The organism is Bacillus sp. NSP9.1 (assembly GCF_000465465.2).
Taxonomy (GTDB): Bacteria; Bacillota; Bacilli; order Bacillales; family Bacillaceae; genus Bacillus; species Bacillus sonorensis_A.
In genome coordinates this window covers 2,717,049-2,736,685 of record NZ_CP048273.1, presented here as the reverse complement: position 1 = coordinate 2,736,685, position 19,637 = coordinate 2,717,049, and the positions used below count along the sequence as shown (strand labels likewise).

Genomic DNA, 19,637 nt, shown 5'->3' with positions numbered 1-19,637 from the left:
ATGAAAAATGTCTTGTTTTTCAAAGCTTACTCGAGATACACTACAAAAGGATGAAAAAACTGAAACAAAAGCGGGATTTATGCCGTCTTATGTTTAGTAAACGGGAAACAGAGAGAATTGGACAGGAACGGGGAATTCTGCAGTTCGTTCGGCACCCTGGTCATATTCAGGCCTCCAGCAAGGTTTGCCTCTAACAACAAAACTCCACCTTTTACATCATTGTTCACTAAATGATTATAACAAAGGAGACAACGGCACCATCAGGCATTGACCCGTAACCCGCATATGAATTGATTAAGGAGGCTGTATACGCATGATCTCATTTATCTTTGCAATGGACAGAAACCGTCTGATCGGCAGAAACAATGATTTACCATGGCATCTGCCGCAGGATTTGAAATACTTTAAAAAGGTGACAACCGGCCATCCCGTCATCATGGGAAGGAAAACTTACGAATCAATCGGAAGACCTCTGCCCAACCGGAAAAATCTAGTGGTTACGTCTAATCAGGCGCTGAATCTGCCGGGCTGTGAAGTGCTGCATTCACCGGAGGAGGCGGTTCGGTTTGCAAATCAACAGGACGAAGAATGTTTTGTCATCGGCGGTTCAAAACTATATACAGAGCTCCTTCCTTATGCAGATAAACTGTATGTGACAAAAATCGATGAAACATTTGAAGGGGACTGCTACTTTCCGGCATTCAGCGAAGATGAGTGGGAAATCATTTCGAGGCAAAAAGGTTTAAAAGACGAGCAAAACCCTTATGACTACGAATTCCTCGTTTATCAGAGAAAAGGATAGAGGGGAGGGATTTTCATGATTCGCTACGGTTTCCTGTTGATTTATACGGCCTATATGTTCTTGAAGCATATCAGGCTGTTGGGCGAGCTTCGGACGCTCGACCCGCGGCTTTCTTACGCCAATCAGATGAAGGCGGTTTATGACAAGCCGAAATCCTTTTTGCGCGGATGTATCGGCCTCACCGGTTCGACTGTTTCGATCCATCAGTTCGGCAAAACGCCGGCCGGTCCCGTGCTTTATGTCCATCCAAAGCCGGGCCTTCGAGAGCTCGCGCTTCTTGTCGGACACCTTGACAAAACCGCTTCTTTTTTCGCAAAGCCGCGCGCATTCCGCTATCCGCTTGTCAATCAATGGCTGAAAAAAATGGCGGTGCTGAACAAACACACGGATAAGGCAGCAGCCATTGAAGAAATAGAAGAGCTTTTGCGCAAAGGGCAAAGCTTTATCCTCTCTGAAAATGACGGCGTTGACTACAAATCCATATCAAAAAGGCTCGGTGTTCCGATCGTTCCGGTTGAGACCGATGGAACACGGGACATGGTCAAGGGGTCGTTTTTTAAAAGGCTCAAGCCTGTTGATATCGATTTGACGATTCACCCCGGCTACGTCGTTTCCGATAAAAAGCAGCTTCAGGCTTAGCGGACGCATTAAAAAACAGGCTGAAAAGCCTGTTTTTTTAATACTTAAATAAATGGGACGTTCGCGACGTAAAAGAGGACACAGAAAAACATCGAGGCGCTGCCGCCGAGTACAAACGTATGCCAGATCGCATGGTGGTAGGGGATCTTTCTCCATAGGTAAAAGATCGTTCCGACCGAATATAAGACGCCTCCTAATAAAAGCAGGGCAAAACCTTCTCCTGTCAATGCCGTATAAAGCGGTTTGATCGCCACGATCGCCATCCAGCCCATCAATAGATACATCAGTGTACTGACGACGATAAACCGTTTGACAAAAAAGATTTTAAAGATGATGCCGCAAAGAGCCAAGCTCCAGACGACCGCCAGCATCGTATAGCCGAGCGCGCCTTTAAGCGGACCTAGGAGCAGCGGGGTATAGGTGCCCGCGATTAATACATAAATGGCTGAATGGTCAATGATCTCCAGGATGTCCTTTGTTTTTTTATGCTGAATGCTGTGCAGAAGTGTCGAGCTTAAATACAGAAGCAGCATCGAAGCTCCGAAAATCGAAAAGCTGACAACATCAAGCGGGCTGCCGTAGCGTACGGCGAAAATCACTAAAAACACAATCGCGGGAATCGACAGCAAGACGCCGAGTCCGTGTGTGATGGCATTGGCAATTTCTTCTTTGATCGTGTACAACATCAATCACCCTTTCTATTCTTGAACAATGTGATTTTTTAAAGAGCTTAAAAAGCGCAGGCCTTCAAGCGTGATTTTTGTGCCGGCTCTGCCGCGGCCTTTTGTAACAAACTCTCTTTTTTCCAAATAATCCAGCCTGCTTCGCACTTGCTGCGGAGTGAGCACTAACTTTCCGTTTTTACTTCGTTCGGACAGCACTCTGCGGCTGGCCGGCTCCCCCTTTTCGTTCAGCTGTTTAATCGTTTCCAAAAGGTAGGCAAACTCCTCTTTTTCCATCAAAGTCAGCGATTTTGCCGTTGTTTTTTTATCTTTTGATTTTTTCTTTTCAATCTGTTCCCTAATAGCGGGCGGTGTGTCATAAAGCTGTATCGTTTTTTGATCAGAGACGGTTTTCATGTAATCCGCCATGTTTTTCAACTCTCTTACATTACCTTGAAACTCATACTGCTCAAGCGCCTTCCAAACGACAGGATCGACATATATGTCATGATCTCCGCTTTTCAGAAAATGATGCATGAGCAGCGGGATGTCGCTTTGTCGCTCAGCAAGAGAAGGCAGCGGCAGGTCAAGGACATTGAGCCTGAAATACAAATCTTTGCGAAACTCATGTTTCTCTACCTTTTCCGAAAGCGGTACACTTGATGCGGAAATCAGCCTTTTATTCAACCCTTTTTCAATTGAATCCAAAAGCCTTGCCTGAAGGGGCAAAGACAGGCCCCACACTTCGTCAAGAAACAGGGTTCCGGGTTCATCATTTGCCGAATGGAAAAGCGCTTCTGCCTGAGCGTCCTCTTTCAGCGTGCTGCAGCCGACGTGGACGAAAGGCCCCTTTTTGTACGATGATTCATCATGAATGGCTTTTGCAAACAGCTCTTTGCCGGTCCCGGTTTCTCCGTGTATCAGAACCGGCAGATGGGAGTCTGCAAATTTTTTTGCTCTGTTTTTTGCCTGTAAAAAAGTATCGCTTTCACCGATTAGTTCGGTGAAGTTCGAAGATGGCGGTTTCGTATGCACCATAGTTATGCTCCTTTTGGTTCTAATTGGTTCTATTATAACACCCAATTGAAACAAATAAAGGTTTTTTTGAAAATTTTCAGCGCTGGCGTCTGTTTCGATGAGTGCATGAAACACTGTTGGCTGCCGTATATATAGAAAATCGGGGGAAACTGTGTTATATTCCGTAATTGCCCTTTAAATTTTGAATATTCATGATATAATGGCGTATTAAATAAAGCTTTAAAAAGAAAGGATCTTAATACATGAAACCGTTGCTTAAAGAAAACTCTCTCATCCAAGTCAAAGATATTTTAAAAGCACACCAAAATGTGAAAGATGTTGTGATTCATACCCCTCTTCAAAAAAATGAGAGGCTGTCTGAGAGGTACGACTGCAACGTTTATTTAAAAAGGGAAGATTTGCAAGTTGTCCGTTCATTCAAGCTGAGAGGCGCATATTATAAAATGAAGCAGCTTTCCAAAGATACGACGAAAAACGGTGTCGTCTGCGCGAGCGCCGGAAACCACGCCCAGGGAGTTGCCTTCTCGTGCAAGCATCTCGGCATCCACGGAAAGATTTTTATGCCTTCAACAACCCCGAGACAAAAAATTTCCCAGGTCGAATTGTTTGGAAAGGAATATGTAGAAATTATTCTGACCGGTGATACGTTTGATGATGCATACCGGAGCGCTGTTGCCTGCTGTGAGGAAGAAAAGCGCGCGTTTATCCATCCGTTTGATGATCCCGCGGTCATGGCCGGACAGGGAACAGTCGCCGTGGAGATTTTAAACGACATCGAGGCTGAGCCGCACTATTTATTCGCAAGCGTCGGAGGCGGGGGGCTTCTTTCAGGAGTGGGTACCTATGTGAAAAACGTGTCCCCTGAGACAAAGCTGATCGCAGTCGAACCGAAAGGAGCACCTGCGCTTTTTGAGTCCAACAAAAAAGGCGAAGTGGTAACACTTGAGAAGATCGACAAATTCGTTGACGGTGCAGCCGTGCAAACAATCGGTGAGCAGACATTCAAAACGCTTGAAACCGTCGTCGATGATATTCTGCTTGTACCGGAAGGCAAAGTGTGCACGGCCATTCTTGAGCTATATAACCAGTGTGCGATTGTCGCTGAACCGGCCGGAGCTTTGCCGATTGCCGCTTTAGATCTGTACAAGGATGAAATCAGAGGGAAAAATGTCGTTTGTGTGATCAGCGGCGGTAATAATGACATCGGCAGGATGCAGGAAATTAAAGACAGATCGATGATGTACGAAGGGTTGCAGCATTATTTCATCGTCAACTTCCCGCAAAGGGCCGGGGCTTTGCGCGAATTTTTAGATGAGGTGCTCGGGCCAAACGATGACATCACCCGGTTTGAATATACAAAGAAAAATAATAAGAGCAGCGGGCCGGCTCTTGTCGGTATCGAACTGAAGCAGCGCGAAGACTATGACCCGCTGATCGAAAGAATGGACAAAAAAGGGTTCCGCTATCTCGAAGTGAATAAAGATGAGGGTCTGTTCAATCTGCTCATATAAGAATTTTTTTTGAATATTACGCATGATTCTAAAGACAACAGCTTTGGAGATTATGTATAATAAAGAAAATATCAAAAATGAGGATTGATAGCTTGTTACTTAAAAGCCTAGAGTTCAAACGATCGGATGGACAGCAGGTGAAGGTGACGGAAATACCCCTGTTAAAAGAGGATGACCCGCATTTTTTCATGGCGAAGCTGAGGCTAGAGGCTTATTTGAAAGAGCTTTATTGCTCGAAGCGCAAAAGGTGTGTCTACTCCTTCAGGGAATACTTAAAAAGAGCGCTCAAATGGCCGGATTACTTGGCCATTTACCAACAGGAAGAACTGAAACATAATGCATAGCATGTAAAAGCATTCTTTGCCGGCTAAGACCCGAGCCGCTCTAAGGCATGAAGCCGGCAAAGAATTTTTCATGCGTTTTTTTGCCAATCACCATGATCTACACCATATGAGACCGACAGGATGTGAAGGGAATTGACAAGCATCAAAATTGTAACGGATTCCACAGCTGACCTATGCGAAGAAACACTGCGCAAATACAACATTTCCGTGCTGCCGCTTTCCATCGCGATAGACGGTACGGTTTACAGAGATCGGCTGGATATTCAGCCGGATGAATTTATTGCAAAAATGGAGTCCGCAACAGAGCTTCCGAAAAGCTCACAGCCTCCATTAGGCGCGTTTATCAAGCTGTATGAAGAACTCACGGCAGACGGGAGTGAGCTGATCAGCATCCACCTGTCCGGTGAACTGAGCGGGACATTCCAAACGGCTGTAAGCGCTTCAAAAATGGTCGATGCCACGATTCGAGTGGTGGATTCCATGTATATTTCAAAGGGTTTGGGCTTTCAGGTTTTGCGAGCTGCGGCCTTGGCTAAGCAAGGCCTTACAGCCGATGAGATCATCAAAGATCTCGAAGACGTAAGAAACCGGACGTCCTTATACGTGACAATCGACCATTTCGAAAACTTGATCAAAGGCGGACGTATCGGCAGAGGGAAAGCGCTGATCGGTTCACTGCTCAAAGTGAAGCCGATTGCAAGGCTTGAGGACGGCATCTATACGCCTGAAAAAAATGTCCGCAGTACAAACCAGCTTGTCCGTTATTTAACAGGCCGATTTCTTTCAACTGTCAAAGGGAAAACAGTCCAGGCAATCGGCATCGCCCATGCAGATGCTTTAGATCTGGCAAACAGGCTCAAAGCTTCTTTGCTTGAGCATTTTCCGAGAGCCGATATTGATATTTCATATACAACGCCGATTATCTCGGTACACACAGGCAAAGGAGCGATCGGGTTTACCTTTTACACGGATTGATAAAGGGGATGAAAGGATTTGAAAAACGTTCTCGGCACGTTTGCATTAGGTATGCTCATCGTGATGTTAAGCGCCTGCGGAACCAGCAAAATTAAAGATTCTTTAAATTATGATGTACAGGCCTTTTCGTTTCAAAATCAAGATCAAAAAACGGTGTCTCTTGAAAGCTTAAAAGGGGAAGTTTGGATCGCCGATTTTATTTTTACGAATTGTGAAACGGTTTGCCCGCCGATGACATCGCATATGGCAGAGCTGCAAAAACAAATGGAACAAGAAGATGTACAAGCAAGGATTGTCTCATTTAGTGTCGATCCCGAAAATGACACCCCTGAGAAATTGAAGAAGTTTGCCGCTAACTATCCGCTCACTTTTGAAAACTGGGACTTTTTAACGGGGTATTCGCAGGAAGAAATTGAAAAGTTTGCGCTGAAAAGCTTTAAAGCGATCGTCAAAAAACCGGAAGATGATGACCAGGTGATCCATCAAACCTCATTCTATTTAGTCGATCAGAACGGGAAAGTCGTCAAGGATTATAATGGGGTGAAAGATACGCCATACAGCGAGATCATCGCCGATATTAAAACACTTGAAAACCGTTGAGAACAAAGGCGGAGGCAAAAAAGCCTGTTTCCTGAAAATCTGGAAAACAGGCTTTTTTCAACACGTTGCAAACGATTTTCAAAAGAATGAAAACATGGTACACTTTTTTTTAGGTTATTGAAGGAAGGGGCATCCTTATTGAAGATACGTTTTTTATCAGTCATGATGGCCCTCGTCTGTCTGCTCTCAGCCTGTGCAGAGGGTCATGCGGGCGCTGAAAAAACAGTGGCAGCCCCCAAGCGGGATATTGTGATCGCCGCTGTGGGTGATTCTCTGACAGAAGGGGTAGGCGATCGAGAAGAAAAAGGGTATGTCGGCGAGGTGGCCGACAAGCTTGAAAAGCGCAGCGATGTCAAATCGGTTACGGTGAAAAACTATGCCGTTAAAGGGTCCCGGACTGATCAGCTGCTTAAAAAACTGCAAGATAAAGAGGTTCAAGAAGGCCTTAAGGATGCGGACTATATTTTGTTTACAATCGGCGGCAATGACCTGATGAAGGTGGTTCGGCAAAACTTCGCCCATTTAACCCTGAAGCCTTTCCGCACAGAACAGAAGGCATTTGAAAAGCGGTTTGTGAGCATTCTAAAAGAAATCAGAAAGCAAAACAAAAGCGCCGAATTGATTTATGTCAGCATGTACAACCCGTTTAAATTTACATTGTCTGAACTGAAAGAAGTTGACCAAGTCGTAGGGGAATGGAATCTAGGGGCTGAAAAGAAACTCAAAAAAGTTGAGAATGCAAAAATGGCCGATATCGCTGATATATTCGAAGAGTACAGTGATAAAAAAAAGATTTCAGAAGATGAATTTCACCCAAACCAATACGGGTATTCATTAATTGCCAAACGCGTTTATGAACAAATCGAAGAAGAAGACCTCTGAATCAGAATTAGGTGAAAATATGAAGAAGTGGAAACGTCTGTTTTTTATTTTGGCAGCGGCTAATGCGATCATTTTGGCCGGGATTTTGATTCTCCTGTTCCTTCCCGGCGGCCAAAAATACCCCGGCAAGACGCCAGCGCCAAGCGAATATGAACTGAATGTGACCAGTACGAAAGAGTCTTTGGCGGCATTTATTAATACGTATTTGGAAAAGGAATCGTCGCCAGATCTTGACTACAAAATAGAGATTGATGACGAATTCCACATTGTCGGTGCGATCCGCGCCTTTTCATCAACGGTCGATGCAAAGGTTTCCTTCCGCCCGGCGGTTGAAAAAAACGGAGATGTGGTTTTGGATGTTACAAAATTCTCGATCGGCAGATTGAATGTTCCAATATCCGTTGTCTTAAATTATATGGACCAATTTTATGATCTGCCGCCCTTTGTCCATGTCAGAGCTGATGCCAAAGAAATTCAGGTTCGTCTGTCGGAAATGCCGCTTAAAAACGGAATGTATATCAAAGCCAAAAACATTGATTTAAAACAGGATCAAATCGAATTTGTTTATTATCAGCCGGCTGCATCATCAGATTGATAAGCTTGATGTAAGCTTTTAAAATGAAAGAAAATAAGAAGCAATGGATCTGTTTTGTTTCAATACTGGGGTGAACGTATGGAACGTATTTATGGATATTTCAGCTTTCTGTCGCTGTTATTTTCATTTTACTTCGGCGGTCTCGCCGCCTTCAGTTTTATCGATGAACATATGGATAAGATGTATTTGAATATCGGTTACTGCGCTTTATTTTTAAGCATTATGATCTTTACACTTGAGATGAAAAAGCACAAAAAAACAGAGCGGAACGACCAATAAAAAAGAGACTTTACGTCTCTTTTTTTTCGCTAGCCTAAGCTTTCCATGGGAAGTAAAGCTTCCTTTATTTCAAGAGAGGGGGCGCCGTTGGCGAAGCCGAGACAATGCAGTGTCACGGACTGGCCGGCTTTTGCCCCGATTTTAGGGACGTTGAATAAGACTGTTTTCGTACCGGCAGCCCTGATATCCAAATCGAGTTTTTGTGGCGGAAGCGTGATGTACGGGCCGGCTTTTGCAAAAGGGACATTTGCGAAAAGAACAGGTCCGTTGCGGACGGCAAGATCGAGAGCCGGGGCATCCGGGGAAAGGTGGACGAATTTGAAGCCGATGCTTTGCGGATCGGTGATGTTTCGATTGTTGATTCCGACGGGAAGCAGCCTTGATGGTGTACCGGTGACGGCAATGGTATAATTTGTTCCCGCTGTCAGCTGATCATATGCTGTCAGGAGGTGACGGCGGTCATGTCCTGTTGTAAAAAAAGCGATTTGAATACGGCCGGCAGGAACTGAAACAGGAGAAGTCAAGCTTTTGTATGGAACGTTTTTAAAAAGCGGCATCCCATTAACGGCCATATCAATATCTTCTGTATGCGGAGCGGCATGGAGCAGACTGAGCATGACGTTTTTTGTGTCATAGCGAAAAACGGAAAGCGCCGCCTGCCTGCTGTGATGCGCACCACCTCGAGTACGGGCATTAAGTTCAGCACCATTCATCTTCACACGCCCCTTTATCTTCTTTCTGTCATCATATTCCGCCGGCTGGTAAGCGGACACAGCACTAAAAAGTCTGGAAAAGGAGAAGAAAATGAAAACGGATTTTACATATGGAAATGTATTGAAGCAGTTGATCCTCTTCTCAGGCCCCATCATTTTGGCTAACCTTTTGCAAGTTTCCTTTCAGTTCATCGACAGCTTGTGGGTCGGGAACCTGCTCGGCGCTCAGGCTCTTGGAGCCGCCGCCGTATCCGGAACGGTATTCTTTACGGTATTGTCGTTTGTCTTGGGGATCAATAATGCGGCACTGACGATTCTCTCACAGCAAAAAGGAAAAGGGGACAAGCAGGGGCTTGCTTCATATGTCAATGCATTTGTCGTCTTGATGACGGTGATGAGCCTATTTGTCGGCATCCTTGGGTTTGTATTCACAGAGCCCTTGCTATCCCTTTTGGAAACGCCTGGCGAGATGATGGACTTAGCGACCGTTTATTTAAGAATTCACTTTATTGGAATTATTTTTCTATTTGGCTATAATTTTATCAGCACTATTTTAAGAGCTGTCGGTGACAGTCAAACACCTTTACGCTTTGTTCTATTGGCTGTCATCATCAATCTTTTCATGGATCCGCTCTTTATATCCGGACTGAAGCTGGGGATTTCCGGAGCGGCATATGCAACCGTTGTGTCGCAGGGGGTCGCTTTTGTATACGGGCTGATCCTGACGGTGAAAAAAGGGCTTGTTCCTTTTAGGATGCCGGTGATTCCTTCGTTTCAAGAGACAGCTGTTATCCTGCGGCTCGGAGTACCCGCGGGACTGCAAATGATGGTGATTTCCGGCGGTTCCATGGCGATTATGAGCGTTGTCAATTCATTCGGCGAAAGCGTTGTTTCCGGGTATGGAGCGATCCAGCGGGTTGACAGCATCCTCATCCTGCCGGCGATGGCGATCGGAACAGCCGTCAACAGTATGGCTGGACAAACCATCGGAAGCGGCGATATGGAGCGCACGAAAAAAATCGCAAACTACGGCGTTTTCTACGTCATGATGTTTATGCTGGCGATCAGCACCGCCGTTTTTTTGGCCGGATATCAAGCTGTCAGGCTGTTTATTTCTGAGGCGGATTCGGTGGCATTCGGCGAACAGTATTTAAAAACCGTCGCTTTTTTCTATCCATTCATCGGCATTAATTTTGTGCTCAATGGTGTGGTAAGGGCAGCGGGAGCGATGTTTCAAATTTTGGTATTGAATGTCATTTCTTTTTGGGTCCTTCGCTACCCGTTTACATTCATGTTTTCGAAATGGTTCGGGGAAAACGGGATTGCGCTGGGAATTGGGACGAGTTTTCTATTAAGCAGCCTGACGGCGTTTTTGTATTACCGTTATGGCAAATGGAAAAACCTCATTCTGTTTGAAAAACAAGAAAGCACATCTTCCTAGGAGATGTGCTTTCTTAGCGTCTATCGTGTTCGGCGTGCTTGATAAAAGTCCTTTCATCTTCAATTAAACCGCAGGCTCCGCATTGAACTTTCATATCAGGGCCGCTGTATGGAAGATGAAAGGGAGAGCGCTCACCTTCTGAATACGTTTCCATGATTTCCCCCGTCGATGGATCAAGCTTGACGGATGTTGGCGCCTGCTCAATGAGATTAAACCGCGTGCGGTTTGTTTTGCAGTTTGGACAGAGATAAGGAGCTGTCATCATCTTCGCACCTCTTTTTATTCATAAGATGCGCAGAGAGGTTTATTTTTATGTATAAACCTTTTTGATTAACGCTGTTCTCTTTTTTTGTCCAGTTTGCTGAACAGTTCGATCAGTGTTTTCAGCTCTTCGTCGGTATAGCAGCTGAAGCGTTTCATATAATATTCTGTTTTCTTTTCTTCGAAATATCTGATAATTTCTTTGCCTGTATCCGTTAAATGGATTTTGATGATTCGTCTGTCTTCTTTGGAGCGGACTCTTGTGATCCATCCCTTTTCGACCAATGTGTCGGTTACAGCTGTGATGTGGCTTGCAGAAACGCCTAAAATCGTTGCAAACTCCGTCACCTTCTTGGGACCTTGTTCACTTAACAGACGGAGAATCATAAATTCATTACGGGACATCTCTTTTTCGAGCAATTCATTTATCTCATCACGTATCTGTTTAAAAACCGTGCGAAGCAACGCTTCCATATCATACATCATTTGTTCTCTAGCTTTCAAAATTTCGCCCCTCCATATAGTTAGCAAATTCCGCTTTCATTTTTAAGGAATGACCGAATCAGCATGATTTTTATTGATCATGAACATGATATCACTATGATACCATAATTTTTGCCTTTCAAGTGCATGTTTCAGAAGATTTTTAGTTCATTTGACCATCAATTGAACAAATGCAAAACCGAATGGGTGAACAATCGGCTATTTGAACTGAAGAAGCCAACGAATTGTCACAACTTTGCGTGAAGGTATATACCCGGCGGCTCATGAGCAGAAGAAACCGGGAAAACAGGCGGCTGTGATATAATCATTCCCATCAGGTGTTTAAAGAGAAGGAGGCAGATTGAAATGGCTGAAAAACAAGAACTTGCGACATTTGCCGGAGGCTGTTTTTGGTGCATGGTCAAGCCTTTTGACGAGCAGCCGGGTATTATCAAAGTAGAATCCGGCTATACCGGCGGCCATAAGGAAAATCCGACATATGAAGAAGTTTGCAGCGATACGACGGGACATAGAGAAGCGGTGCAGATCACATTCGATCCGGATGTGTTTCCATATGAAAAACTGCTTGAGCTCTATTGGCAGCAAATTGATCCTACAGACCGCGGAGGGCAGTTTGCAGACCGCGGGGAATCCTACCGGACGGCGATCTTTTATCATCATGACAAACAGCGAACGCTCGCTGAAGCATCAAAGAAAAAGCTTGAAGAAAGCGGGATATTTAAAGAGCCGATCGTAACCGATATTCTTGAAGCGAAGCCGTTTTATCCGGCAGAGGAGTATCATCAGGATTATCACAAAAAACATCCTGACCGTTATAAACGATATCGCATCGGAAGCGGCCGGGAAGGATTTCTTCAAGAGCATTGGGGGGATCAGGCATGACGGTTAATAAAGAAGAACGGCTGAAACAGCTGAACCGGATGCAGTACGAGGTGACGCAAAACAACGGAACAGAGCCCCCGTTTCAAAATGAATTTTGGGACCATAAGGAAGAGGGGATTTATGTCGATATTGTTTCAGGGAAGCCGCTATTTTCCTCGCTGGACAAATTTGACGCCCATTGCGGCTGGCCAAGCTTTACAAAGCCGATTGAAACCGGGGAGATCGAAGAAAAGCTTGACACGTCTCACGGCATGATCCGGACGGAGGTCAGAAGCAAGACGGCCGAGTCCCACCTCGGCCACGTGTTCCCAGACGGTCCCGGGCCAAACGGGCTGCGCTATTGCATCAATTCCGCCGCTCTGCGTTTTATCCCGAAGAACGAACTTGAGAAAGAAGGGTATGGCGAATACGCCAAATTATTTGACGAAAAAGAAGATTGACGGTTCAAAAAAATGATCCTTTTCATAAAGGATCATTTTTTATATGACTTTTTTTAACAGGAAATGTTCCTTTTGATGACGAAAAACTACTTGAGGAACGAAATGAACGAAAAGAGGCTGTCATCATGAAATCCATTGCAAAAGCTGAAGAAAACTATTTATTGCTGACATGCAGCAAAAAAAGCGAACCTTTCTACGACATATATACGGACGACCAGCTGCCGCAAATGTTCGCCCATCATTTTATACAGCTGCAAGACGCATATCCTTTGGCGGATTTATACTCGTTATTGGTCCGAGCTCCCGGCATTTTAAAACGAAATTACATTCATGTGAAAAGCTCATTTGGATGCGACATCCCCTTTTCTATGAAAAAAACGCTCTTTGACCTTGGATATATTCTTGACGAAGAGCTGTTTTACAGCATCAGGCTGTCCGATTGGCAAGAACACGCCGGCATCTGCCGGGTCGAATGGGGCACGGAAAAATCGCTCCGCGATGCCTGCCGCGTCATGGAGGCTTACGATTCATTGAGTATAGACGAAGCATTTGCGAAAGAAAAGCTGCGCCGCAAGTACCTTTATTACGAACAAGGTGTCATCGAGCTGTTTGTCTGCTATTCAGATGAAGGAGAGCCTGTCGGCTGTGCCGAGCTTTATCTCGATCACGGTGAAAAATTGTCTAAAATCGAAGAAGTGGCCGTTTTAGAGCCTCATCAGAAGAAAGGCTATGGAACAGAGCTCATCTGCGGGATGCTTGCGGCATCTAAGCAGTCGGGCATGACATCCAGCTATCTTGTCACATCAGGCAGCGACCATGTCAAACGGTTTTACGAAAAGCTCGGTTTTCAGCGGAAGGAACGGATGACAACCATTTTTAAATATTTGTTTGGCTGAATGTGGGCAGGTGCACAAACAAATGGTGACTTGGCCTGCATAGGCTGGGGTGTAGACTTTTTAAGAAAGGATGAATGGCCTGTGCACTACTGCTGTCCTGATGGAGGATATGGCTATGGATTTCACGGAAGAAGCACTTTTGTGTTAATCGTTGTACTTTTCATTCTGCTTATTATCGTTGGAGCCGCTTTTATCTGCTAAGATACGTTAAAAAGACCGGTGCTTTGCATGCTCGCAGGAACCTTCCAGTTCGGAAGGTTTTTGCCGTTTTGAAGAATAAAGCATTGTTAAATATTGAATACATATGTAAAATAATCCTGTAATCTTGATGAGCAGCTCAGACGGAGGTCCTATATTTTCACAAGGGGGATTCAGATTGAAATATGCATGGCTTATAAAAGGTGATTTTTTCAGATTATGGTCTGGAACATTTTTGTCTTTGTTCAGCTCCGTCCTTTTTTATTATTCATTGGTGTGGTGGTCTTTATATGAAACCGGAAGCGCGCTTCAGGGAGGCGTGATGATCGGGCTCGGGCTGGCCGTTTCTGTTGCGATATCGCCGTTTACCGGATGGCTGTCTGACAGGCTTCACAGGGGAAAGCTGATTGCCGTTTCAGACATGTTCATATCGGCGGTTTTTTTTACGATCGGCATTTTGGCGCTAAACGGCACCAGTCCGCTTCTGTTGTTGTTGGCGGCCAGAGTGGTGATCTCCACCTGCCTGACCGCGATTGAACCCGCGGCAAGATCGCTCATTCCTGATACGCTTCGGCAAGACCAAATTAAAAAAGGAATCGCATTTCAGGAAGTGCTATCACAGATGATCCAAGTGCTTGTGCCGCTCCTGACGGGTGTGCTGTTTTCATTTTTGCATTTTGGCTGGATCTGGGTGATTTGCGGGAGCCTTTCATTCATGTCGATCTTTTTGGAGTGGAAAATCAAAGACAACAGAGGAAATCAGCCTCATATTCCGTTTACGAACAAACAGCTTTTCAGCGGGTTTTCTAGCATATTCCAAAATAAACCGCTCAGGTATTTACTGTATGGGACAAGCGTCCAGCAGCTCGTATTCAGCGGGTTTCCCATCTATATCGTCGTTTGGTCTTCGCTCTTTGTCAAAGACCAGGCATGGCTTGGCGGGGCTTTTCAATCACTTTGGGCCATGGGAACACTCGGGGCGGCGCTGTGCCTGTCATTTATCGCCAAAGAGGAGCATGCAAAAGCGGCTGTGCCTGCCTTGATGGTGATGTTCGGCCTGCTTTTATTTCCGCTTGGCTGGATCGCTAATATTGTCATCGCCGCTTTCCTTCTGATCCTGATCGGCATGATCTCCGGTGTTGTCAATATATATTTGGAAGGATACTTGCAGCGATTGACGGAAGGTGAAAAGAGGGGGAGGTCCCTGGGGGCTTTTTTTGCGCTCAACAGCACCTTCATGCCGCTCGGTTATGCGCTGGCCGGTATTTTATCAGACGCCGTCAGCCCAACATATTTATTCCTGGTTGTCGCTTTGCCCGCTCCTTTCGCTGCATTCAGTATGATGCGCTCTTTTTCTCTGTGGGAAAAGCAAACAGGGAATGATGCGTCTTCTGAAAAAAAGGTTTCTATGTAAAAAATAAAAGGATGTTTTTCTAGATTCCCAACACAGACAGAGATACATTGAACCGAAGCCGCTTTTTTCTCTATCCATGCTTTAAAATTCACCGATCATGGGTGTCAGGTGTTTGACGTTTATTTCATCGTTCTCCTTGAATTCTTGTTCAGAATAAACGAATGGAAACCCTGACACATCTTTCACTTCATCTGAGTGAGGCGTTTTACAGCTTCCCATTCACCGCCTATGTATCCACATCGATTTCGTTAAATGCAAAGCAATCGAATGGCTTACAGCATCTTTCAAATACAGGTTCGATGCAGCCGAAATGATCTTCAGTCAAGTAAATCGAATCAGAATTCCAGCACTTTCCCTTTATTCCGGTCTGAAAAAATGTCGATGCAGCATGTGCCTTCAAGCATATTCTTTTCATAATTGATTTTCAAGTCGCGTCATCCCGCCAAAAGGTGATCTTATTCCTTTATGATAAAACGATCGTTCGCTTGTTTCATGATAAACCATTTTTGCACTCATTCCGGCTATGAAAAAAGAATGCCGCCATTTCCCGCTTCATACAATGTAAAGAAAACATCCTTTTCATTCGGAAGGGGGGAAATCTGCATGTCATTTTTGATTAAGCCGGATCTTCATCAAAGCTATCCGGTCGTTCAGTATGCGAAAGGAAGCTATATATACGATCAAACCGGAAAACGATTTCTTGACGGCTGCTCAGGTGCTGTCACTTGCAGCCTCGGCCACGGAGTATCCGAGGTTATTGCTCCTCTCAAAGAACAGCTGGATGCTGTTTCTTTTGTCTATCGTTCACAGTTTACGAGCCGGCCTGCGGAGCAGCTTGCCGAACTGCTGGCGGAAGTGCTGCCCGAAGATCTAAACTGGTCTTTTTTTGTAAACAGCGGCTCAGAAGCGGTCGAAACCGCAATGAAAATCGCTGTTCAATACTGGCAGGAAAAAGGGCAAAACGACAAAACGATGTTTCTTTCCAGATGGAACAGCTATCACGGAATCACGAACGGAGCCCTGTCACTGTCGGGGTTTTACGAACGGCGCTACCGGTTTACACAGATGCTGCACAACTATCCCGCTGCATCTGCTCCAAACTGCTACAGGTGCCCGTATCAGCTGTCAGCTCCCGAATGTGAAACAGCATGTGTGAAGGAGGTAGAGCTTGCCATCAAACGGATCGGCAAATCGTTTATTGCCGGCTTTGTGGCCGAACCTGTGATCGGAGCCGCGGGAGGCGCCATTGCCGCTCCTCGCGGGTACTACAAAAGAATCAAAGATCTTTGCGAAGAAAACGGGATTCTGTTCATAGCGGATGAGGTGATGTGCGGCATGGGAAGAACGGGGAAGATGCTGGCGATCGAACATTGGGGTGTTACGCCGGATATCGCTGTTCTCGGGAAAGGAATGAGCGCCGGGTATTCCCCGATTGCCGCGGCTGTCATTACGGACGGGATCATGAAGACGATCAAAAATGGCTCGGGTGTGATCATGAGCGGTCATACGTACAGCGCCAACCCTTTTTCCGCCGCGGCCGCGCTTTCGGTCCTGCGCTATATCATAAAGCATGATTTGCCAAGACAAGCAGCGACCAAAGGAAAAAGGCTGAAAAATCGGCTGAGGGATGTCATGAAACAATCAAACATAATTGGTGACATTCGCGGAAAAGGGCTGCTCTTGGGTGTTGAATTTGTCTCTGATAAAAAAAGCAAAAAACCGTTTCCTTCGTCACTGTCAGTATCAGCGCGAATCATTTCCGAAGCGAAAAGGAGGGGGCTGCTCATTTATCCGGCGGAGGCGGGAATTGCCGGCGGCGGGGGCGACGCCGTGATCATCGCACCGCCGCTGACGATTACGGATCATGAGATGGATGAGCTTGTATTCTGTTTGCAAGAAGCCGTACATGCGGTTGAAAAACAGGTGGAAAAGGTGATCTCAGCAGATGATGCGGAATAAACGGATGGCAATTGAAGAAGCGGTTGCAGATTTAAAAGATGAGTCGGTCATTATGGTCGGCGGATTTGGCGGAGTCGGTTCACCCCCGTCTTTCATCAGCGCGATTTTGGAAACGGGTGTGAAAGATTTAACGGTGATTTGTAATGATGCCGGGTTTCCAGGCATCGGGATCGGCCCTTTGATCGTCAATCAACGGGTAAAAAAGCTGATTGCTTCACATATCGGCTCAAACCCTGTCGCCGGAAAACAAATGACAGACGGGTTTCTTGACGTTGAATTTTCTCCGCAGGGGATTTTGGCCGAAAGAATCCGTGCGGGCGGTGTAGGATTGGGCGGGATTTTGTCCGACATCGGGGTTGATCACGAGATGGTGCGAGAAGGCAAGAAGCTTGTGAGCATCAATGGACGATCCTATCTCGCCGAAGCGGCGCTGACTGCTGAGTTTGCCTTCGTTTTCGGGAAAACGGCCGACGAGTTCGGAAACGTTATATATGATAAATCGGCCCGCAACATGAATCCGCTCATGGCGATGGCCGCTGACAAGACATTTGCAGAGGTCAACCGGATCGTCCCAGCGGGTGAGCTTGCTGAAGAAGAGATCGTGACACCAGGCGTTTTTGTCCATGGGGTGAGCGAGACGGGAGGGGTGAACTGGAAATGGGTTTGGGAGTAACGGAGCGGGAGCAAATCGCAAAAAGAGCGGCTGAAGAAGTGAAAAATGGAATGGTTGTCAACTTGGGAATCGGCATCCCGTCTTTAGTCCCGAATTTTTTGGCCCCCGGCATTTCCGTCATGATTCAAGCGGAAAACGGTGTGCTCGGGATCGGGGAAACGCCTGAAAAGGGAAGTGAGGATGAGAACCTTTGCAATGCGGCGGGCTACCCCGTCACGGTTGTCAAAGGGGCTTCCTATTTTGATTCGGCCGTGTCTTTTGGGATGATCAGAAAAGGCTGCATCGACTTGACGATCCTCGGATCCCTCCAGGTCAGCAGGTCTGGAGATCTTGCCAACTGGATCGTGCCGGGCAAAAAAGTCCCCGGGATGGGAGGGGCAATGGAGCTTGCCCAAAAAGCGAAAAAAGTGATCGTTGTCATGAGCCATACCGATAAAAACGGGGCGCCGAAGCTCGTGGAAAACTGCACGCTCCCTTTAACGGCCAAAGGCTGTGTTGACATGGTCATTACCGATAAAGCTGTGATTGCGATTGAACACGAAGGTTTTGTTTTAAAAGAACTGATGAACGGAGCAGATCTTGAAGATGTACTCCGGCTGACAGATGGAAAGGTCAGGATCGATCAGCCGTTTTCGTAAGAGGAGGAATTGGATGGAGAACATAGAGAGAAAAGTGTGCGATTGGATTGATTCGCACGAAAAAAAAGCGGTTCGCCTGTTGAAAAAGCTCGTCGGTGAAAAAAGCACGCTCGGAGAAGAATTTAACGCTCAAGCCGTCGTCTTGGAAAAACTGAGGCAGTTTGACGCTGAAATCGATGTCTGGGAACCGAGCATAAAACAATTAAATCAGCATCCCCTGTTTAAATCCGACAGAACAAGCTTCAAAGAAAGTCCGAATATCGCGGCTGTCAAGCGCGGTTCAGGAGGGGGGAAATCGCTGATTCTCAACGGCCACATCGATGTCGTCCCCGCAGGGAACCGCAATGATTGGGACATCGAGCCGTTTCAGCCGATCATGAAACACGGAAGGATTTACGGGCGCGGCACGACTGATATGAAGGGAGGGAATACCGCCCTGTTAATGGCGATCGAAGCGCTTGAACAATGCGGGGTCCGATTGAAAGGGGACCTTATTTTTCAAAGCGTCGTCGATGAAGAATGCGGAGGAGCGGGAACCCTTGCCGCCGTCATGCGGGGGTACCGGGCGGACGGAGCCCTGATCCCGGAGCCGACAAATATGAAAATCTTTATCAAACAGCAGGGATCAATGTGGTTCAGAATCACGGTAAAAGGGCTTTCCGCACATGGAGGCACAAGGTATGAAGGCGTTAGCGCCATAGAAAAAAGCATGCTTGTCATCGGGTCGATCCGTCAGCTTGAATCGGTGAGAAATAAAAGAATCAAAGATTCCTTATATGAACATATCCCGATCCCTGTCCCGATCAATATCGGAACCATCAAGGGCGGCGCATGGCCCTCATCGGTCGCCGACACCGTGACCTTGGAGGGAAGGTGCGGAATCGCCCCGAACGAATCCCCGGAAGCCGTCCAGGCTGAATTGGAGAACTGGCTCCAAGATCTTCAGTATCATGATGACTGGTTTAAGCATTACCCTGTGGAAGTCGAATGGTTTGGGGCAAGATGGATGCCCAATGATTTAGCTGATGATCATGAATTGGCGGTTTCTCTGAAAAAAGCCTATCAAAACATCACCGGCAAACAGCCTGCCGTCGAAGCGTCTCCATGGGCGACAGACGGAGGCGTCCTGTCCCATGCGGGAGATACGCCAGCCATCGTCTTCGGACCGGGCGAAACAAAGCTGGCTCATCAAGCGAATGAATACATTGAAAAGGATGCGATGATCAAAGCGGCGAAAATCATCAGCCTCTTCATTATGAATTGGTGTGGCTATGAAAAGTAAAGCGACAAG

The 19,637-nt window shown here is 46.2% G+C and carries 24 protein-coding genes; 19 read left to right on the top strand and 5 right to left on the bottom strand.

Features of this window, described 5'->3' with window-relative positions:
* Positions 1-313: 313 nt before the first annotated feature.
* Together M654_RS14170 and M654_RS14165 are read left to right on the top strand one after the other, a co-directional pair.
* Complete coding sequence (locus tag M654_RS14170) at positions 314-802, top strand: dihydrofolate reductase (RefSeq protein WP_026587532.1); 489 nt, start codon at positions 314-316, stop codon at positions 800-802.
* Between the two features lie 15 nt (positions 803-817).
* Positions 818-1,441: a lysophospholipid acyltransferase family protein gene (locus M654_RS14165; protein WP_026587531.1), complete on the top strand. Its 624-nt coding sequence runs from the start codon at positions 818-820 to the stop codon at positions 1,439-1,441.
* Positions 1,442-1,485: 44 nt separating this feature from the next.
* Here M654_RS14165 and trhA read toward each other — a convergent pair whose 3' ends face one another.
* Positions 1,486-2,124: a PAQR family membrane homeostasis protein TrhA gene (gene trhA, locus M654_RS14160; protein WP_026587530.1), complete on the bottom strand. Its 639-nt coding sequence runs from the start codon at positions 2,122-2,124 to the stop codon at positions 1,486-1,488.
* 15 nt (positions 2,125-2,139) lie between these two features.
* Positions 2,140-3,138, bottom strand: a complete 999-nt coding sequence (locus M654_RS14155) for a sigma 54-interacting transcriptional regulator (protein WP_026587529.1) — start codon at positions 3,136-3,138, stop codon at positions 2,140-2,142.
* A 245-nt stretch (positions 3,139-3,383) separates the two neighbouring features.
* Here M654_RS14155 and ilvA point away from each other — a divergent pair, with 245 nt between their 5' ends.
* The 7 genes from ilvA to ypmT all read left to right on the top strand — a co-directional run bounded on the left by ilvA (position 3,384) and on the right by ypmT (position 8,327).
* Positions 3,384-4,652, top strand: a complete 1,269-nt coding sequence (gene ilvA / locus M654_RS14150; RefSeq protein ID WP_026587528.1) for a threonine ammonia-lyase IlvA — start codon at positions 3,384-3,386, stop codon at positions 4,650-4,652.
* A gap of 92 nt (positions 4,653-4,744) precedes the next feature.
* The gene (locus tag M654_RS14145) at positions 4,745-4,996 is read left to right on the top strand and encodes a YpmP family protein (protein ID WP_026587527.1); all 252 of its coding nucleotides are present in this window, start codon (positions 4,745-4,747) and stop codon (positions 4,994-4,996) included.
* Positions 4,997-5,128: 132 nt separating this feature from the next.
* Entirely contained in the window at positions 5,129-5,971 is an 843-nt protein-coding gene (locus M654_RS14140; RefSeq protein WP_026587526.1) for a DegV family protein, read from the top strand.
* A 51-nt stretch (positions 5,972-6,022) separates the two neighbouring features.
* The gene (locus M654_RS14135; protein WP_372709719.1) at positions 6,023-6,571 is read left to right on the top strand and encodes an SCO family protein; all 549 of its coding nucleotides are present in this window, start codon (positions 6,023-6,025) and stop codon (positions 6,569-6,571) included.
* Positions 6,572-6,709: 138 nt separating this feature from the next.
* Positions 6,710-7,453, top strand: a complete 744-nt coding sequence (locus M654_RS14130) for an SGNH/GDSL hydrolase family protein (RefSeq protein ID WP_026587524.1) — start codon at positions 6,710-6,712, stop codon at positions 7,451-7,453.
* Positions 7,454-7,472: 19 nt separating this feature from the next.
* Positions 7,473-8,048: a YpmS family protein gene (locus tag M654_RS14125; RefSeq protein ID WP_026587523.1), complete on the top strand. Its 576-nt coding sequence runs from the start codon at positions 7,473-7,475 to the stop codon at positions 8,046-8,048.
* Positions 8,049-8,126: 78 nt separating this feature from the next.
* On the top strand, positions 8,127-8,327 hold the full coding sequence (gene ypmT / locus M654_RS14120) for a protein YpmT (protein ID WP_026587522.1): 201 nt from the start codon (positions 8,127-8,129) through the stop codon (positions 8,325-8,327).
* A gap of 29 nt (positions 8,328-8,356) precedes the next feature.
* Here the strand turns inward: ypmT and M654_RS14115 are convergent, their stop codons facing one another.
* Positions 8,357-9,040, bottom strand: coding sequence for a DUF4397 domain-containing protein (locus M654_RS14115; protein ID WP_051290385.1), 684 nt, complete (start codon positions 9,038-9,040; stop codon positions 8,357-8,359).
* A 91-nt stretch (positions 9,041-9,131) separates the two neighbouring features.
* Between M654_RS14115 and M654_RS14110 the strand changes: the two genes are divergently transcribed.
* Positions 9,132-10,481 (top strand): MATE family efflux transporter, encoded by a 1,350-nt coding sequence (locus M654_RS14110; RefSeq protein WP_026587520.1) that lies wholly within the window; start codon positions 9,132-9,134, stop codon positions 10,479-10,481.
* A gap of 13 nt (positions 10,482-10,494) precedes the next feature.
* Here M654_RS14110 and M654_RS14105 read toward each other — a convergent pair whose 3' ends face one another.
* Together M654_RS14105 and M654_RS14100 are read right to left on the bottom strand one after the other, a co-directional pair.
* Positions 10,495-10,743 carry a hypothetical protein gene (locus M654_RS14105; RefSeq protein WP_026587519.1) on the bottom strand — a complete coding sequence of 83 codons (249 nt, stop codon included), beginning with the start codon at positions 10,741-10,743 and terminating at the stop codon, positions 10,495-10,497.
* Positions 10,744-10,811: 68 nt separating this feature from the next.
* Complete coding sequence (locus M654_RS14100; RefSeq protein ID WP_026587518.1) at positions 10,812-11,246, bottom strand: MarR family transcriptional regulator; 435 nt, start codon at positions 11,244-11,246, stop codon at positions 10,812-10,814.
* A gap of 345 nt (positions 11,247-11,591) precedes the next feature.
* On the opposite strand from M654_RS14100, the gene msrA reads away from it, so the two are divergent.
* The 9 genes from msrA (at position 11,592) to M654_RS14055 (ending at position 19,628) form a co-directional block, all read left to right on the top strand.
* Positions 11,592-12,128, top strand: coding sequence for a peptide-methionine (S)-S-oxide reductase MsrA (gene msrA / locus M654_RS14095; RefSeq protein WP_026587517.1), 537 nt, complete (start codon positions 11,592-11,594; stop codon positions 12,126-12,128).
* Positions 12,125-12,568 carry a peptide-methionine (R)-S-oxide reductase MsrB gene (msrB, locus tag M654_RS14090; RefSeq protein WP_026587516.1) on the top strand — a complete coding sequence of 148 codons (444 nt, stop codon included), beginning with the start codon at positions 12,125-12,127 and terminating at the stop codon, positions 12,566-12,568. Before msrA ends, msrB begins: the two co-directional genes overlap by 4 nt.
* 125 nt (positions 12,569-12,693) lie before the next feature.
* Positions 12,694-13,464: a GNAT family N-acetyltransferase gene (locus tag M654_RS14085; protein WP_026587515.1), complete on the top strand. Its 771-nt coding sequence runs from the start codon at positions 12,694-12,696 to the stop codon at positions 13,462-13,464.
* Positions 13,465-13,545: 81 nt separating this feature from the next.
* Positions 13,546-13,665 carry a YjcZ family sporulation protein gene (locus M654_RS14080; protein ID WP_077736604.1) on the top strand — a complete coding sequence of 40 codons (120 nt, stop codon included), beginning with the start codon at positions 13,546-13,548 and terminating at the stop codon, positions 13,663-13,665.
* A 175-nt stretch (positions 13,666-13,840) separates the two neighbouring features.
* Positions 13,841-15,076, top strand: coding sequence for an MFS transporter (locus tag M654_RS14075; RefSeq protein WP_026587514.1), 1,236 nt, complete (start codon positions 13,841-13,843; stop codon positions 15,074-15,076).
* A 603-nt stretch (positions 15,077-15,679) separates the two neighbouring features.
* The gene (locus M654_RS14070) at positions 15,680-17,035 is read left to right on the top strand and encodes an aspartate aminotransferase family protein (protein WP_026587513.1); all 1,356 of its coding nucleotides are present in this window, start codon (positions 15,680-15,682) and stop codon (positions 17,033-17,035) included.
* Positions 17,025-17,708 (top strand): CoA transferase subunit A, encoded by a 684-nt coding sequence (locus M654_RS14065; RefSeq protein ID WP_026587512.1) that lies wholly within the window; start codon positions 17,025-17,027, stop codon positions 17,706-17,708. Before M654_RS14070 ends, M654_RS14065 begins: the two co-directional genes overlap by 11 nt.
* On the top strand, positions 17,693-18,346 hold the full coding sequence (locus M654_RS14060; RefSeq protein ID WP_026587511.1) for a 3-oxoacid CoA-transferase subunit B: 654 nt from the start codon (positions 17,693-17,695) through the stop codon (positions 18,344-18,346). The genes M654_RS14065 and M654_RS14060 overlap by 16 nt, the downstream gene beginning before the upstream one ends.
* 13 nt (positions 18,347-18,359) lie before the next feature.
* Positions 18,360-19,628, top strand: a complete 1,269-nt coding sequence (locus M654_RS14055; RefSeq protein ID WP_026587510.1) for a peptidase — start codon at positions 18,360-18,362, stop codon at positions 19,626-19,628.
* The last annotated feature ends 9 nt before the right edge of the window (positions 19,629-19,637 follow it).

Bases quoted from the DNA above. Each gene is read 5' to 3' on its own strand.
- M654_RS14060 (WP_026587511.1), top strand. From the start codon at position 17,693: ATGGGTTTGGGAGTAACGGAGCGGGAGCAAATCGCAAAAAGAGCGGCT.
- M654_RS14070 (WP_026587513.1), top strand. From the start codon at position 15,680: ATGTCATTTTTGATTAAGCCGGATCTTCATCAAAGCTATCCGGTCGTT.
- ypmT (WP_026587522.1), top strand. From the start codon at position 8,127: ATGGAACGTATTTATGGATATTTCAGCTTTCTGTCGCTGTTATTTTCA.
- msrB (WP_026587516.1), top strand. From the start codon at position 12,125: ATGACGGTTAATAAAGAAGAACGGCTGAAACAGCTGAACCGGATGCAG.
- M654_RS14125 (WP_026587523.1), top strand. From the start codon at position 7,473: ATGAAGAAGTGGAAACGTCTGTTTTTTATTTTGGCAGCGGCTAATGCG.
- M654_RS14110 (WP_026587520.1), top strand. From the start codon at position 9,132: ATGAAAACGGATTTTACATATGGAAATGTATTGAAGCAGTTGATCCTC.
- M654_RS14165 (WP_026587531.1), top strand. From the start codon at position 818: ATGATTCGCTACGGTTTCCTGTTGATTTATACGGCCTATATGTTCTTG.
- M654_RS14115 (WP_051290385.1), bottom strand. From the start codon at position 9,040: ATGAATGGTGCTGAACTTAATGCCCGTACTCGAGGTGGTGCGCATCAC.
- M654_RS14105 (WP_026587519.1), bottom strand. From the start codon at position 10,743: ATGACAGCTCCTTATCTCTGTCCAAACTGCAAAACAAACCGCACGCGG.
- M654_RS14135 (WP_372709719.1), top strand. From the start codon at position 6,023: ATGCTCATCGTGATGTTAAGCGCCTGCGGAACCAGCAAAATTAAAGAT.
- M654_RS14055 (WP_026587510.1), top strand. From the start codon at position 18,360: ATGGAGAACATAGAGAGAAAAGTGTGCGATTGGATTGATTCGCACGAA.
- ilvA (WP_026587528.1), top strand. From the start codon at position 3,384: ATGAAACCGTTGCTTAAAGAAAACTCTCTCATCCAAGTCAAAGATATT.
- M654_RS14170 (WP_026587532.1), top strand. From the start codon at position 314: ATGATCTCATTTATCTTTGCAATGGACAGAAACCGTCTGATCGGCAGA.
- M654_RS14085 (WP_026587515.1), top strand. From the start codon at position 12,694: ATGAAATCCATTGCAAAAGCTGAAGAAAACTATTTATTGCTGACATGC.
- M654_RS14065 (WP_026587512.1), top strand. From the start codon at position 17,025: ATGCGGAATAAACGGATGGCAATTGAAGAAGCGGTTGCAGATTTAAAA.
- msrA (WP_026587517.1), top strand. From the start codon at position 11,592: ATGGCTGAAAAACAAGAACTTGCGACATTTGCCGGAGGCTGTTTTTGG.